The sequence below is a fragment of the Edwardsiella hoshinae NBRC 105699 = ATCC 33379 genome (genome assembly GCF_000474215.1).
GTDB lineage: Bacteria > Pseudomonadota > Gammaproteobacteria > Enterobacterales > Enterobacteriaceae > Edwardsiella > Edwardsiella hoshinae.
This window is the reverse complement of record NZ_BAUC01000011.1, coordinates 53426-68992: the sequence shown is the minus strand read 5'-3', so window position 1 is coordinate 68992 and position 15567 is coordinate 53426. Positions and strand designations below refer to the sequence as shown.

Sequence of the window (15567 nt, the reverse complement as noted above, 5' to 3'; positions counted from 1 at the left end):
CACCCAATCTGTATGGCGCTACACGGCGGGACACTCAAAAGTGTGGTGGGTGATGACGGGATCGAACCGCCGACCCCCTCCTTGTAAGGGAGGTGCTCTCCCAGCTGAGCTAATCACCCCCGCTGTGTGGAGCCGCATTATAGGGAGCCGCGGAAAATGGTCAACGCTTTTTTCAAGAAAAGCGCTCGTTCGTCGGAAAAACGCCCAGCCTGTCGCAACAATAGACAAAAAGCATCTATTTAGACGTTTTTCTACACTATTCCCGTGGTGTATCCCCCCTTTATTGGTTGATGGCGCGGCCCTGCTCACGGTATCAGCGGAGCACGCCGTGACCTTGCCACGAGGGCGAGGGCGCGGACGACCGGTTGCCGCATCGCTCGCGTGACAGGACATCGCGACGGACGGAGAGCGGGAAGAACCGGTTCTCTGTGGCTGATAGGTTTAGCGAAAATGCGTGGATGCGACGTCATATTATATAACTTCACCCGCCGTTTCCCTTGCCTACTCTCGTCGAGGTTAACAGGGCGCATTACCTGACTCCCCGACAGAAACAATTGTGGGACATCGCCTAAATGGTAATGGTAAAATGACGCCCACAGATATTTTGCCCCCGCTTAGCGATGTAGGGGAACCTGCGTAACAAGGTCTTATTTACATGAAAATCAAAACCCGTTTTGCGCCCAGCCCGACCGGCTATCTGCACGTCGGCGGTGCGCGTACCGCATTGTACTCTTGGTTGTATGCCCGCCATAACCAGGGGGAGTTTGTTCTGCGCATTGAAGATACCGATCTGGAGCGTTCTACTCAGGAAGCCATCGATGCCATTATGGATGGGATGAACTGGCTGAATCTGGATTGGGATGAGGGCCCGTATTATCAGACCAAGCGTTTCGATCGCTACAATCAGGTGATCGATCAGATGCTGGAGCAGGGGACCGCCTACAAGTGCTATTGCTCCAAAGAGCGTCTGGAGCAGTTGCGTGAAGATCAGATGGCCCGTGGCGAGAAGCCACGTTACGACGGGCGTTGCCGTCACGACCATAGCCACCACGCCGCCGATGAGCCGCATGTGGTGCGCTTCCTGAACCCACAGGAAGGATCTGTCATTTTTGACGATAAGATCCGTGGGCCGATCGAGTTCAGCAATCAGGAACTGGACGATCTGATCATTCGTCGTACCGACGGTTCACCGACCTATAACTTCTGTGTGGTGATCGATGACTGGGATATGGGGATCACTCATGTGATCCGCGGCGAAGATCACATCAACAACACGCCGCGTCAGATCAATATTTTGAAAGCGCTCGGTGCCCCGGTACCGGAGTATGCCCACGTCTCGATGATCCTCGGCGACGATGGTAAAAAATTGTCCAAGCGTCACGGTGCGGTGGGCGTCATGCAGTATCGTGATGACGGCTACCTGCCGGAGGCGTTGCTTAACTATCTGGTACGTCTGGGGTGGTCTCATGGTGATCAGGAGATCTTCAGCATCGATGAGATGACGGAGTTCTTCACGCTGGATGCTATCAGTAAGTCGGCCAGTGCCTTCAATACCGAGAAGTTGCAATGGTTGAACCATCACTATATTAACCATTTGCCGCCGGAGCAGGTCGCTCAGCACCTGGCCTGGCATGTGGCGCAAGCGGGGTATGATACCACGCAAGGGCCACAGTTGGCCGAGATCGTTACCCTGTTGGGTGAGCGTTGTAAAACCTTGAAAGAGATGGCGCAGCAGGCACGCTACTTCTACGAAGATTTCCGTGAGTTCGATGCCGACGCGGCCAAGAAGCACCTGCGTCCGGTTGCCCGTCCAGCATTGGAGCTGGCTCGTAGCAAGCTCGCCGCCATCGGCGACTGGCAAGTCGAGGCTATTCATCATGCTATCCAGGCTACCGCCGACGAGCTGGAAGTCGGTATGGGTAAGGTGGGGATGCCGCTGCGTGTGGCAGTGACCGGCCAGGGCCAGTCTCCGAGTGTCGATGTGACTATCCATGCCATCGGCCAGGCGCGTACGCTGGCGCGTATCGATCAGGCCTTGGACTTTATCGCCGCGCGTGAGGCGCAGCAATAAGCTTTACAGAGGATGCTGCGTGTGTAGAGAAACCGGCCTATGGCCGGTTTTTTTGCGTGTGTAGTGGCTTGACGACGCTCACGACGCACGCGTGTCAGTCGCCTAAGCGGCGCAGGAACTCATCAATACCAATACGTAAGATTACTGAAGTGGCTTTCTTGCGCTCCTCGTCATTCATCTGCAACAAGATGGCATACCAGAGCTGTTCTGGCTGGGTACTGTTGAGTAGGTACTGCGCCTGATCATCACGCGCGATAAGCTCTTCCACCACTTCCGCAGGGAGGCTACTAATGTGATATTCCAGCGCCTTGCCCTGGACGCCACTGCGCCGTTGTTTGCGCCATCCTTCAGCCTTGGCGCGTTGATTGATGGCTTGAGGTGTGGAGGGAAAGCTGCCGACGCCCACTAATTCTTTGGCCGAGTACCATTCCTTGTTCATGCGTCCATCCCTATGCGGAGTGTGATCATTTATATGCGTTAATGAAATAACTTACTTAGTTATCTAATACCATACTGCTACGCGGTGCAGAAAAAGGCAAAAACTGCGTGCCGAGGGGGTGAATTGTTGAGTAATTAGACTGACTTGGCGGCTTTTACCGCGCTTGGTACAGGAAAGACAATTAGCCGTTGACAGCGCCGGTAGCCTTGCCCTATTATGCGCCCCGTTCCCGCGATGAAGCGGTGTACACGGGGCTATAGCTCAGCTGGGAGAGCGCTTGCATGGCATGCAAGAGGTCAGCGGTTCGATCCCGCTTAGCTCCACCACGCGCTTTCCAGCGTGCGTGAGGAGGTGTACAGGCTTGCGGACGCCACATAATGTGGGGCTATAGCTCAGCTGGGAGAGCGCTTGCATGGCATGCAAGAGGTCAGCGGTTCGATCCCGCTTAGCTCCACCAACTTTACCCGGTAGGCCAATGGCCTGCGTCAGGGGCCACGGTTACGTGGGGCTATAGCTCAGCTGGGAGAGCGCTTGCATGGCATGCAAGAGGTCAGCGGTTCGATCCCGCTTAGCTCCACCAAACTTACCCGGCAGGTCAATGGCTTGCATCAGGGACACCGATTATGTGGGGCTATAGCTCAGCTGGGAGAGCGCTTGCATGGCATGCAAGAGGTCAGCGGTTCGATCCCGCTTAGCTCCACCAAATTATTAGGCCGGCAGCAATGCCGGCCTTTTTTCGTCGCTATTTCACGAAATCGCTTGCCGTGAAGCCACGGCGAAGAAGATCCTCTGCCTCTGCCTCTGCCTCTGCCTCTGCCTCTGCCTCTGCCTCTGCCGCTATATACAGAGCGTGGCTTGAACACGGCAGGGGGAGGTGAGGAGAAAGCGGGTGAGGGAGAACGGCGATAACCCCCAGTGGCGTCACCACTGAGATAGCACGGTGACGAATTCTGAATCGCTTGCCAGTTTTGGGGCTGTAAAACGCCTGATGAACATCATCGGGGATTTTCTATAGACAATAAAAAAGGCGCCAGCAGGCGCCTTTTTTCGTCGAGCCGTAGGCCGATTACAGGAACAGACCGGCGATAGACGCGGACAGGATACTGACCAGCGTCGAGCCGTAAACCAGCTTCAGGCCAAAGCGGGAGACGACGTTACCCTGATGTTCGTTCAAGCCCTTGATGGCACCGGCGACGATACCAATGGAGGAGAAGTTGGCGAAGGAGACCAGGAACACGGACAGAATCCCCAGACCGCGCGGCGACAGCTCACCAGCAATCTTCTGCAAATCGATCATGGCGACAAATTCGTTGGATACCAACTTGGTGGCCATGATGCTGCCGGCATGCAGCGCTTCATTGCTGGGGATACCCATGATCCAAGCGAATGGGTAGAAGACGTAGCCAAGGATACCCTGGAAGCTGATACCGAAGATGGAGTCAAACAAGGCATTCACGGCGGCGATCAGGGCGATAAAGCCAATCAACATGGCGGAGACGATGATCGCAACCTTGAAACCGGCCAGGATATACTCGCCCAGCATTTCGAAGAAGCTCTGTCCCTCATGGGTGTTCTTCAGTTGCAGATCGGTCTCGCCCTCGACAGAGTAGGGGTTGATTAGCGACAGCACGATAAAAGTGCTGAACATGTTCAGTACCAGTGCGGCTACCACATATTTCGGTGCCAGCATGGTCATGTAGGCGCCGACGATAGACATGGATACGGTCGACATGGCCGTCGCCGCCATGGTGTACATCCGCTTTTCTGACATCTTGCCCAGAACATCTTTATAGGCAATGAAGTTTTCGGATTGACCGAGGATCAGCGAACTGACGGCGTTAAAGGATTCCAGTTTGCCCATACCGTTGATTTTGGACAACACGGTACCGATGGCACGGATCACGATGGGCAGGATACGGATATGTTGCAGAATACCGATCAGCGCAGAGATAAAGACGATCGGGCACAACACGTTAAGGAAGAAGAAGGCCAATCCTTTGTCGCTCATGTTACCGAAGACAAAGTTGGTCCCCTCTGCGGCGAACTTGAGCAGTGTTTCGAAGAATCCAGAGAATCCTTTCACAAAGCCCAGACCGATATCCGAGTTCAAGAAGAAGTAAGCCAGCAGGATTTCAACTACCAGTAGCTGAATAATAAAGCGCACGCGGATCCGCTTGCGGTCATGGCTGACCAGCAGGGCGAGGATTGCCACCACGGCTAAGGCCAGCAAGAAGTGCAGAATGGGGGACATACATTGCTCCAAATTATGAGGCAGGCTAAATTTCTCGGCTAATTTTATGTAACACGAAAACTAAAAACGAGACATTGATTGCATTTATTGAAATTGTTTTAACGTGGTAGATAGAAAAAGTTAGAAAAGTAACAAAAAGAAGCGGTAAACGGGGAGATATGAGACGAAATCATCACGCCTGGTGCTGAAAGGCTCGAACCTAAAATGATGAAGAGAGAATCTAGCGTGCTTGAGCCAGTATAGCAGCAGCGGATCACCATTGCCAAAATTGTGAAATTATTTTCAGTCTTATCATTGCCCCTACCTATTATAGGGATAGGAACTAGCGTCAAAACGATGTTGATAATCATTATCACTAAACTATACTGAGAGACAGTAGAAGCAATGGTAGTAAGGGCATCCTATGTTGAACTCTCGGACTGTAGACTGTGTCACCCGTTCCCCCGCGCGCAAGATTAAGATCTCGCTGATGGGGCCTGCCTTTATTGCCGCTATCGGTTATATCGATCCGGGTAACTTCGCCACCAATATCCAGGCTGGCGCCTCCTACGGCTATACCCTGTTATGGGTGGTGGTGTGGGCCAACCTGATGGCGATGTTGATCCAATTGTTGTCGGCGAAGTTGGGTATCGCGACGGGGAAAAACCTGGCTGAGCATATTCGCGATCGCTTTCCGCGGCCGGTGGTCTGGGCGTATTGGGTTCAGGCTGAGATCATCGCCATGGCGACCGATCTGGCTGAATTTATCGGGGCAGCGATCGGTTTTAAATTACTGTTCGGCGTCACCCTGTTGCAGGGAGCGGTGCTTACCGGCATCGCCACCTTCTTGATCTTAGGGTTACAACGGCGTGGTCAGAAGCCGCTGGAGTGGGTCATCGGCGCGTTACTGTTGTTTGTCGCTGCTGCCTATATTGTTGAACTGATCTTCTCCCGCCCGAGCGTCGCCGGCCTGGCCCAAGGGATGCTGTTACCGGATCTACCGACCCAGGATGCCGTGGTGCTGGCCGCCGGGGTATTGGGGGCGACCATTATGCCGCACGTGATCTATCTACACTCGTCGTTGACCCAGAAAGGCGGCGAAGAGACGCGAGCGGAGCGTTACGCCTCAACCAAACTCGACGTGGCGATCGCCATGACCATCGCCGGTTTTGTTAACCTGGCGATGATGGCCACGGCGGCGGCGGCCTTCCACTTCAACGGCCATAGCGGCATCAGTGAGTTGGATCAGGCTTACCTAACGCTGAAACCGCTGCTTGGCGAGGCAGCGGCGACCATCTTCGGCTTGAGCCTGGTCGCTGCCGGTCTCTCCTCAACGGTCGTCGGCACGCTGGCCGGGCAGGTTGTGATGCAGGGTTTCGTTCACTTCCACATTCCGCTGTGGTTGCGTCGGGCGGTGACCATGTTGCCCTCTTTTATCGTCATCCTGGCCGGACTGGACGCTACGCGTATCCTGGTGTTGAGCCAGGTGCTGCTGAGCTTTGGTATCGCCCTGGCGCTGTTGCCGCTACTCGCCTTTACCGGCAACCGTGCGCTGATGGGCGACATGGTTAACGGACGCTTGGTACAGGCGGTAGGACGGGTAATTGTCTTCTTGGTGGTCGCGCTGAACCTTTACTTGCTGGTCAGCATGTTGCGCGGTTAATCGTCATCATCGTCGTCATCAGCGTGATGGCGACGCCAGGCGGGGCGGCGATGATCGTCGTCCCCATCCCCTCGGCGCCATTTTCTCGGGCTTAGCGCTTTCTCCGGCCAATCATCAAGCGGCTCTAATGCCTTCTCCGACCAATCATCCAAGGGCTCTAATGCCTCTTCCGGCCAGTCATCGAGCGGTTCGAGAATATCTTCCAGTGGGTTGTCGATAGCGAGTTTGACGCCGGGCAGCAGATGTACATCCGTATCATCGGCGTGCAACGGTTGGCTGAGGAGCAGTAATGCCGTCAGCACGAGGGAGTGGCCATGTTTTGCCATTTTCCTTTGACTCCTGACGCGACGGTAGCGCAACGCTCCGGGTGAAGCGGTTGGCGAGCGAGACCGCGTAGATGAAAGACGATAAGGGATAGGACGTAGTGTAACCTGTCTCCCGTCCGACGGGAGCAACGCCACGACCCGGTGCGGCTTTTTGAGAGTTATCTGTAACGGCGCGGAACTAAAAAGGTGCGTCGCGTGGTGGGGGGGGCGCGGTTGCCTGATTACCGTGACGGCGTGTCAAACCATGTGTGGGGGAGGAGAGATGGGGAGGAGTTGCCGTGCGTCGAGTCATGGCATACTGATCCCCAATTGCTGTGGGGGATAGACCGTCGCGGCGCCACGCTATGTATCCAGCATACAGAGAAGGAGAGTGAGGGGACGATGAATCGTTTTGCGTTAGTTGGCGACGTGGGGGGCACCAACGCTCGCCTGGCGCTGTGCTGTTTAGAGAGCGGCCGTCTTTCGGCGGTACAAAGCTATGCCTGCCAACAGTTCGCGAGTCTGGAGGCGGTCATTCGAACCTATCTTCAGAAGGTTGAGGAGCAGGTCGATTCTGCCTGTATTGCTATCGCTTGTCCGGTCACCGATGACTGGGTGGCGATGACCAATCACAGTTGGGCATTCTCTATTCGTGCGCTGCGTCAGGCGCTTGGCCTGGCGCGACTCGAGGTGATCAATGATTTCACTGCCGTGTCGATGGCCGTCCCGGTTCTTCCGGCGGCGAGCCTGATCCAGCTTGGCGGCCAGGCGCCACAGGCTGGGCGTCCTATCGCCATTTATGGTGCCGGGACTGGGCTGGGCGTTGCACACCTGATCCAGGCTGATGAGCGTTGGATCAGTTTGCCGGGGGAGGGAGGACATGTGGATCTCGCCGCGGGCAGCGAGGAGGAAGATAAGGTGTTGGCGGTGCTGCGCGCCGAGTTGGGGCATGTGTCAGCGGAGCGGGTGCTTTCCGGCCCCGGTCTGGTTAACCTGTATCGCGCGGTGGTCAAAGCGGGCGGACGCGAACCACAAGCGTTGACACCACAGATGATTAGCGAGCGCGCTCTGGCCGAGCAGTGTTCGGATTGCCAGCATGCCTTGACGCTGTTTTGCGTGATGATGGGGCGTTTCGGCGGTAACCTGGCGCTGAATATGGCCACTTTCGGTGGCGTCTATATTGCGGGGGGGATCGTGCCGCGTTTCCTGGCGTTTTTCCGTACTTCGCCCTTCCGCCAGGCCTTCGAGGAGAAGGGGCGCTTTCAGGGCTATCTTTCTACCATTCCGGTCTACCTGATCACTCACGACCATCCAGGGCTACTCGGCGCCGGTGCCTATTTGCGTCAACTGTTAGGGCAACGCTTGTCGCCGCAAGGATGACGTGAGCGGCCCCGTCATTCTTGCGGCGGGGCGGTTCAGTTTTGCTCATCCCACTCACTGGCGGCGCTTTCGCCCTCTTCGCTGTCGAGCGGAGGTTGATACTGGAAGTCGTCCTCGTCCCATTGATAAAGTGTGTTTTCCTCGAGCCACTCCTCCTCGATCTCGCTGTCATCGTAGTCGTGGTCGAAGATCGCTTGTGCCGCCGGGCCGAAGAAGAGGGCGACGCCGTCGCCGTCATCCTGTTCGTCGGCCAGAAACTCGGCCATCCACATGGCGTCGCCATCCTGCATGATATATTTCTGGAGATTGAGTTGCGCCACCGGCGCCTCCTCGTCATTTCCGGCCAGGAACGCCTCGCGCGCCGCCTCGATGGCTTCATCCAGTGTCAGATACATATCCATGGTTGCCTCCTTTAGCGTGGGGATAAATCGGGATCGGCGCGAGCCGTCCCATGGGTTTTATTGTTGACGCAATCCGGCGAGCCGCAAGGGGCGTGGAAAAAAATTTACTCGATGGCCTGTAATCAACCTATGGCGGAACAATGACATACCTAGCATTGGCTGCTATGTTCAAACGGGAGCGGTACGGCGCTAGGCCGTGCGCACCGCATTTTTTAGTGAATAACGCCGCCGGCGCTATCGAACGCCGTGGCGCGGCTTAAGATAAGGTTAACGCTAATGCAAACCATGAAGGTGATTTTTCACGTCTCTGAGGCTGCCAATTGCCCGCATGCATATAACAATGCCCGTAACCTGATGGCCATCCGTGATGGACAACCGACCGAAATCCATATCCTGTTTAACGGCTCTGCCATCAGTACGCTGCTGGCTGATAGCGAAGAGTCGCCCCGTTGGGAAACCTTGCAGATGCAGGGCATTGAGTTATTCGGTTGTGAAAATAGCATGCGTGCCAATGGGATCAGTGCCGATCAATTGTTGATGGGGGTACATACGGTCCCGGCCGGAATGCTATCGCTGGTCGAGCATCAGCAGCAGGGGTATCTGTATATTAAACCCTAATGATGCCTCCCCCAGGCGTGATGACTTTTCCGCCTGGGGGAGATGAGAATAGCTTTCACAGTGTCGCAGATTAACGACAGGCTTATTTTATCTGCTGTCGCAAATTAACGACGTTTCTGTGAAATAGGGTATGGATAAAAAAACAGTTTCTGGAAATTTATTATGCTGCTTGTTATTTCGATGAACATTTTTAAATCTGTCAGACGAATAGTTTAGTGGCTAAATGGTTAAAATCCGGGAAGAGTAACTAGGCAGTAGACTATTTTAATTTATTGTTTTTTATGTGGAATTTATGACGTTTCTTTATCTGTGGCGAGGGACATCATTGCGATGATCGTCTGGCTATTATCCGCCGGTTGTCGGCGGGGTAACTAATCCATTACTATAGCCGCAGCAAGTAACTTAATTACCATGTCGTTAGGTTTGGTTGAGCACCATCAGGGGGGTATGTGCTTACACGTTTAATCTCCACCCGGCCGACAGCGCGTGCTGTTTCCGGGCTGGCTGTATCAGTGTTAATGATGTTTGCCAGCGCGCAGGCGTGGGCATTTTCATTGGATGATGTTGCCGCCCAGGCACAGAAACTGGCTGAGCAATCCTATAAGGCACCCAAAAGCAATTTGCCGTCCGAGTTTCGTAACATGAAGTTTGCTGACTATCAGCAGATTCAGTTCAACAATGACAAGCTGTATTGGTCTGGGCAGAAAACGCCGTTCCGCCTAGCCTTTTACCATCAGGGCATGTACTTCGATACACCGGTAAAGATCAACGAAGTCACGGCCACGACGGTGAAGCAAATCAAGTACAACCCCGATTACTTCAATTTCGGTACCGTCAAGCATGATAAGGATGCGGTGAAGGATCTGGGATTCGCCGGGTTTAAGGTGCTTTACCCGATCAATAAGGCGGGGAAAGATGACGAGATCATGAGTATGCTCGGCGCCAGTTACTTCCGCGTGATCGGCAAAGGTCAGGTCTATGGCCTGTCGGCTCGTGGTCTGGCCATTGATACCGCGTTGCCTTCCGGCGAGGAGTTCCCGCGTTTCCGCGAGTTTTGGATCGAGCGTCCTAAGCCGCAGGATAAGCATCTGGTGATCTTCGCGTTACTCGATTCACCGCGCGCCACTGGCGCCTACCGTTTTATTCTGCGTCCAGGCACCGACACCATGGTGGATGTCCAGGCACGCATCTACTTGCGTGACAAGGTTGGCGTATTGGGTATCGCGCCCTTGACCAGCATGTATCTGTTTGGCGCGAACCAGCCGTCACCGACGATCAACTACCGTCCGCAACTGCACGACTCTGAGGGGCTATCGATTCAGTCCGGCAATGGCGAGTGGATCTGGCGTCCGCTGAATAATCCGAAGCACCTCTCTGTTAGCACCTTTAGCGTCGATGATCTGAAAGGTTTCGGCCTATTGCAGCGTACCCGCGATTTCAGCGCCTATCAGGATCTGGATGACCGCTACGATCTGCGTCCCGGCGCGTGGATCGAGCCGCGCGGCGAGTGGGGTAAAGGTAAAGTCGAGCTGGTGGAGATCCCGACCGCCGATGAAACCAATGATAATATCGTGGCTTTCTGGATCCCAGATAGCCTGCCGCCTATCGGCAAGCCGCTGGATGTCGCTTATCGTCTGATCTTCACGCGCGATGAAGCCAAACTGCACGATCCCGAGCTGGCTTGGGTGAAAAGCACCATGCGTTCTGCCGGTGACGTGAAGCAGTCCAACCTGATCCGTGAGGCCGATGGTAGCACCGCGCTACTGGTGGACTTTGTCGGGCCAGTGCTCAAGGCACTGCCGGCGGATGCGCCGGTCACCACCCAGGTGACGACCGATGACAACACCAAACTGCTGGAAAACAACCTGCGCTATAATCCGGTGACCAAAGGGTGGCGTTTGACGTTACGCTTCAAGGTCAACGATGCGAAGAAGCCGGTGGAGATGCGCGCCTACCTGATTAAAGACGGTAAGCCGCTGAGTGAAACCTGGAGTTATCAGTTACCTGCCAATGAATAAATCTCAGGAAAATGCCAACGCCTATCTCCAGGCGTTGGTGCCGGACGCGCAGCAACAGGCTGCGCTTCGCCAGTCTCTTTCTCATCAACCGCAGTCGGTGGAAGAGGTACAGTTGGCATTGGCCGGCGTGGATGCGACGGCCAGCGGTGACAAGGATGCCGCGCTGCGCTCCGTGGCGGCGCGTCTGGATCTCGGCTGGCATGGCGGCCAGGGAAAGCGTGCCGAACTGGTACCCGATCAGGCCGGCCATACCGCTATCAAGGCCATGCCGACCATTCGCCGTACCTCTATGTTCCCGGAGGTCTGGCGCACTAACCCGTTTGTACGGTTGTGGGAACGTCTGTTAGGGCGCACCCCGGCGCCGAAACACAGTTTCCAGAGTCACCAGGAGGCCGAAGCGGATAAGCGCTGGCGTCGGGTCGGGTCGCTACGCCGCTGGGCGTTGCTGCTGCTGACCCTGGGACAGACGACGGTGGCGACCTGGTACATGAAGACCATTCTGCCCTATCAGGGCTGGGCCTTCATCGATCCGATGTCGATTTTCCACGGTAAGCCGTTGATGCAATACACCCTGGAGCTGCTGCCCTATGTGTTGCAGTTCGGGATTCTGATCCTGTTCGCCATCTTGTTCTGTTGGGTGTCGGCCGGTTTCTGGACCGCACTGATGGGCTTCCTGCAACTGCTGATCGGGCGCGATCGTTATAGTATCTCCGCCAGTACCGTTGGCGATGAACCGATCGATCCGGCGCACCGCACTGCGTTGATTATGCCTATTTGTAATGAGGACGTGTCGCGTGTCTTCGCCGGTCTGCGCGCCACCTACGAATCGGTGGCGGCGACCGGGCAATTGGCGCACTTCGACGTATTTATCCTCAGTGATAGCAGCGATCCCGACATTTGTGTCGCCGAGCAGAAGGCGTGGATGGAGCTGTGTCAAGAGGTTGACGGCGCCGGACACATCTTCTACCGCCGCCGCCGTCGTCGCGTGAAGCGTAAATCTGGCAATATCGATGACTTCTGTCGTCGCTGGGGTGGAAACTACAGCTACATGGTGATCCTGGATGCCGACAGCGTGATGAGCGGCGAGTGCCTGACCGGTCTGGTGCGCCTGATGGAGGCGAACCCTACCGCCGGTATCATCCAGACCGCGCCGAAGGCGACGGGGATGGATACGCTGTATGCGCGCATTCAGCAGTTCGCCACCCGCGTGTATGGCCCGCTGTTTACCGCCGGCCTACACTTCTGGCAGCTCGGCGAATCGCACTACTGGGGACATAACGCGATCATTCGCGTGAAGCCGTTTATCGATCACTGCGCCTTGGCGCCGTTGCCGGGCAGCGGCACCTTCGCCGGCTCGATCCTTTCCCATGACTTCGTCGAGGCCGCCTTGATGCGTCGCGCCGGTTGGGGGGTGTGGATCGCCTACGATCTGCCAGGCTCCTATGAGGAGTTGCCGCCTAACCTGTTGGATGAGCTGAAACGCGATCGCCGATGGTGCCAAGGCAACCTGATGAACTTCCGCCTGTTCTTTGTTAAGGGGATGCATCCGGTTCATCGCGCCGTGTTCCTCACCGGGGTGATGTCCTACCTGTCGGCGCCGCTCTGGTTCCTGTTCTTGATGCTCTCGACCGCCTTACAGGTGGTACATACGCTGATGGAGCCGCAATACTTCTTGCAGCCACGTCAGTTGTTTCCAGTCTGGCCGCAATGGCGGCCGGAGTTGGCCATCGCCCTGTTCTCGACCACCTTGGTATTGCTGTTCTTGCCGAAGTTGTTGAGCGTGGTGTTGATCTGGGCCAAGGGGGCGCGCCAGTTTGGTGGCCCGTTACGCCTGTTGATCTCGATGCTGCTGGAGATGCTGTTCTCGGTGCTGCTGGCACCGGTACGGATGATCTTCCATACGGTGTTCGTCGTTAGCGCCTTCCTCGGTTGGTCGATCACTTGGCAATCGCCGCAGCGTGACGATGACGCTACGCCGTGGGGCGAGGCGTTCCGCCGTCATGGCTCACAGATGCTGTTGGGGTTGGTCTGGGCTGGTGGGATGGCGGTATTGGATCTGCGCTTCCTGTGGTGGTTGTCGCCGATCGTAGTGTCATTGATCCTTTCACCGTTCGTCTCGGTGATCACCAGTCGGCGTACGCTGGGGCTGCTGTGTAAGCGCGCCAAGCTGTTCCTGATCCCGGAGGAGTACCAGCCACCGGTCGAGATGGCCGCCACCGAGCGTTATGTGGCGTTGAACCATCAACGTCTGTTGGCGGAGGGCTTCATGCATGCCTTGCTCGACCCGCTATACAACGCGCTGGCCTGTGGCATGGCGACGGCACGCCATCGCAACCATCCGCTGATCGAACGTGAGCGTGAGCGGCGCGTCGCGGAGACGTTGGCCGAATCGCCGCGGACCTTGAGTAAGGCTGCCCGTCTGGCGTTATTGAGCGATCCGGTAGTGATGGCGCGTTTGCATCAGACGTTATGGTCGGACACGCAGCGCTATGCGCAGTGGCATAGCGCCTATCAGGTGTTGCCGGCACCCTATCGTGCGCCGCGCTGAGCGCTGGTGTAACGATAAGTCAAGGCCCCGCCCCGTGCGGGGCTTTTTTCTGGTCGATGGTCATCGCGCTGTCGAGTGCTTTCTTGCCGCCTTTGGTATTCAGGCTCATTAGACGGCGCTGTCGTGTGCAGTCCTGGTGTGCCGGACGTCCTTTCCACGGGCCATTATCGTCGCTGTCGTCGCTGTCGTCGCTGTCGTCGTTGTCGTCGCGCGGGGAGCGAGAGGCGCGCCGGGAGCGAGAACTAAGGCGTTCGGTAACGGATCGTTTGATGCAACAGGTAACGGGTGGTCACGGTCTGCGGCTGTCCGTTCGTCGCGCTGGCGTGGATCTGCTCTTGTTTCTCCATCTGGCTACAGTTGCCGCGCGGATCCCAGCTTAGGCAGGTCATCTGGTCGGTGACCTGTGCCGTCTCGGTGCGGCTGCTCAGATCATGTCCGGCGCGGGTAAATGTGGCGAGGGTGAGGCTATCGTGGCGGATCACCTGGCGCAGTCGGCCATCAGAACGATAGACGTAGAGGCCGTAGCCTGGCGATTTACCCAGCGCCAGATAGAAGCGTACGCGCCCGTCTGGCGTATAGACATAGTAGTAGCGGGTGATGCCGATGAACCCGACGCCGGTTTCGACCCGCGTGGCTCGGGTGATGCGCCCGCGCGCGTCGCTCTTGTAGACACAGACTTGCTGTTCGAGCGACAGCGTCTCACCCAGTTGCAGGGCGACCAGGCTACGGCTGATCCACCCGCCCCAGTCATCGCGTTGCAACAGACTCTGCCAGAGTGGGTTGGGGCCAACCTGTTGTTCGGCACGGACGATCTGCCCCTGGGCATCGAAGCTGATATGCAGATCGCGAATCAATGGCTGCTCCGCCTGGATCACGCGCTGGCGTACCTCACTTACCGGCCCCAACAGATCGCCTTCGAGCAGGATAATGCTGTTCGATTGTGCCAGGGTTACCTCCATGCGCGGCGCTGCGGCCTGAGCAAACGGTACCAACAGTAGCAGACAACAACCGTGGAGAAGACGGGACATGACGGCTCCGAAGCGGTTCACTGTTCCGCGAACAAGGAGAAAGGCCTACCATCAGCCGGCCATCAGCGCGAATCGAGCGCGGAGATGGCCGGCATGATCACGCGGCGCAGATCTCACAGGCGGGGCTGGCGGTCAGCGCCATGCTACGCCATTGCGAGGTCATGGCGTCGTACAGCATCAGCCGTCCGCGCGGTAATTCGCCGAAATGACTCAACAGCTTGATGCACTCCATCGCCTGGGTCGCCCCGATGATCCCTACCAGGGGAGACATGACGCCCGCCTCGACGCAGGTGAGAGCGTTGGCCGCGAATAGGCGACTGAGGCAGCGGTAGCAGGGCTCTCCCGGTTGATAGGTGAAGACGCATAGCTGCCCCTCCATGCGAATTGCGGCACCCGAGATCAGCGGCGTCGCGGTGGCATGGCATAAGCGGTTAAGACGCTCGCGCGTCTCGACGTTATCGGTACAGTCTAGCACCGCATCCGCCAGAGCTATCTGCGCCGCCAGCGCCGTATCATCGAGATTGGCGGCTAGTGCACTCAGTTGTAGATGGGGGTTGATCTCGGCTAACCGTAGGCGGGCAGACTCCACCTTAGCCATGCCGATACGGGCATCGCTATGTAGGATTTGCCGTTGCAGGTTTGACAGCGTTACCGTGTCGAAGTCGAGCAAGGTCAAATGTCCGACCCCGGCCGCCGCCAGGTATTGGCTGGCGGCGCAACCCAGACCGCCCAGACCGACGATCAAGACGCGGCTGGCCTTGAGGCGTTCTTGACCATCGAAGTCGAAGCCACGCAGGACGATCTGACGGTTATAGCGCAGCGTTTCCGCATCGCTCAGCGGCGGCAAGGGAGAGGTGGCTTTCATT

Annotated in this window: 12 protein-coding genes and 5 tRNA genes; 10 read left to right on the top strand and 7 right to left on the bottom strand. The window is 56.7% G+C overall.

Translation table 11 applies throughout. From position 1 onward, the window contains the following. Positions 1-43 precede the first annotated feature (43 nt). Positions 44-119: transfer RNA gene (locus tag EHO01S_RS04950), tRNA-Val, on the bottom strand. A 536-nt stretch (positions 120-655) separates the two neighbouring features. Between EHO01S_RS04950 and gltX the strand changes: the two genes are divergently transcribed. Beyond that, positions 656-2071 (top strand): glutamate--tRNA ligase, encoded by a 1416-nt coding sequence (gene gltX / locus EHO01S_RS04945; RefSeq protein WP_024522915.1) that lies wholly within the window; start codon positions 656-658, stop codon positions 2069-2071. Between the two features lie 94 nt (positions 2072-2165). On the opposite strand, the gene EHO01S_RS04940 is transcribed toward gltX, so the two are convergent. Beyond that, positions 2166-2510: a DNA-binding protein gene (locus EHO01S_RS04940; RefSeq protein WP_024522914.1), complete on the bottom strand. Its 345-nt coding sequence runs from the start codon at positions 2508-2510 to the stop codon at positions 2166-2168. 250 nt (positions 2511-2760) lie between these two features. Here EHO01S_RS04940 and EHO01S_RS04935 point away from each other — a divergent pair. From EHO01S_RS04935 to EHO01S_RS04920, 4 genes are all read left to right on the top strand, one after another. Continuing rightward, positions 2761-2836, top strand: a tRNA-Ala gene (locus EHO01S_RS04935). A gap of 55 nt (positions 2837-2891) precedes the next feature. Then, positions 2892-2967, top strand: a tRNA-Ala gene (locus tag EHO01S_RS04930). A gap of 47 nt (positions 2968-3014) precedes the next feature. Beyond that, positions 3015-3090, top strand: a tRNA-Ala gene (locus tag EHO01S_RS04925). Between the two features lie 47 nt (positions 3091-3137). Next, positions 3138-3213: transfer RNA gene (locus EHO01S_RS04920), tRNA-Ala, on the top strand. A 363-nt stretch (positions 3214-3576) separates the two neighbouring features. Here EHO01S_RS04920 and EHO01S_RS04915 read toward each other — a convergent pair. Further along, complete coding sequence (locus EHO01S_RS04915) at positions 3577-4761, bottom strand: NupC/NupG family nucleoside CNT transporter (RefSeq protein ID WP_024522913.1); 1185 nt, start codon at positions 4759-4761, stop codon at positions 3577-3579. 403 nt (positions 4762-5164) lie between these two features. On the opposite strand from EHO01S_RS04915, the gene EHO01S_RS04910 reads away from it, so the two are divergent. After that, entirely contained in the window at positions 5165-6403 is a 1239-nt protein-coding gene (locus EHO01S_RS04910) for an Nramp family divalent metal transporter (protein WP_024522912.1), read from the top strand. On the opposite strand, the gene EHO01S_RS04905 is transcribed toward EHO01S_RS04910, so the two are convergent. Next, positions 6400-6729, bottom strand: coding sequence for a hypothetical protein (locus tag EHO01S_RS04905; RefSeq protein WP_024522911.1), 330 nt, complete (start codon positions 6727-6729; stop codon positions 6400-6402). The genes EHO01S_RS04910 and EHO01S_RS04905 overlap by 4 nt on opposite strands. A gap of 381 nt (positions 6730-7110) precedes the next feature. On the opposite strand from EHO01S_RS04905, the gene glk reads away from it, so the two are divergent. Then, positions 7111-8088, top strand: coding sequence for a glucokinase (gene glk, locus EHO01S_RS04900; protein ID WP_024522910.1), 978 nt, complete (start codon positions 7111-7113; stop codon positions 8086-8088). Positions 8089-8123: 35 nt separating this feature from the next. On the opposite strand, the gene EHO01S_RS04895 is transcribed toward glk, so the two are convergent. Then, on the bottom strand, positions 8124-8489 hold the full coding sequence (locus EHO01S_RS04895) for a MysB family protein (protein WP_024522909.1): 366 nt from the start codon (positions 8487-8489) through the stop codon (positions 8124-8126). Positions 8490-8765: 276 nt separating this feature from the next. Here EHO01S_RS04895 and EHO01S_RS04890 point away from each other — a divergent pair, with 276 nt between their 5' ends. From EHO01S_RS04890 to mdoH, 3 genes are all read left to right on the top strand, one after another. Further along, positions 8766-9107 (top strand): DsrE family protein, encoded by a 342-nt coding sequence (locus EHO01S_RS04890; protein ID WP_035370229.1) that lies wholly within the window; start codon positions 8766-8768, stop codon positions 9105-9107. A gap of 521 nt (positions 9108-9628) precedes the next feature. Next, entirely contained in the window at positions 9629-11125 is a 1497-nt protein-coding gene (locus EHO01S_RS04885) for a glucan biosynthesis protein G (RefSeq protein ID WP_035370228.1), read from the top strand. After that, positions 11118-13673 carry a glucans biosynthesis glucosyltransferase MdoH gene (mdoH, locus tag EHO01S_RS04880; protein WP_024522906.1) on the top strand — a complete coding sequence of 852 codons (2556 nt, stop codon included), beginning with the start codon at positions 11118-11120 and terminating at the stop codon, positions 13671-13673. The genes EHO01S_RS04885 and mdoH overlap by 8 nt, the downstream gene beginning before the upstream one ends. Before the next feature lie 242 nt (positions 13674-13915). Here mdoH and EHO01S_RS19265 read toward each other — a convergent pair whose 3' ends face one another. Further along, positions 13916-14701 carry a hypothetical protein gene (locus EHO01S_RS19265; RefSeq protein WP_232238211.1) on the bottom strand — a complete coding sequence of 262 codons (786 nt, stop codon included), beginning with the start codon at positions 14699-14701 and terminating at the stop codon, positions 13916-13918. Between the two features lie 97 nt (positions 14702-14798). Continuing rightward, a complete protein-coding gene (gene moeB, locus EHO01S_RS04865) occupies positions 14799-15566 on the bottom strand; it encodes a molybdopterin-synthase adenylyltransferase MoeB (RefSeq protein ID WP_024522904.1) in 768 nt (255 codons plus the stop codon). Position 15567 lies beyond the last annotated feature (1 nt).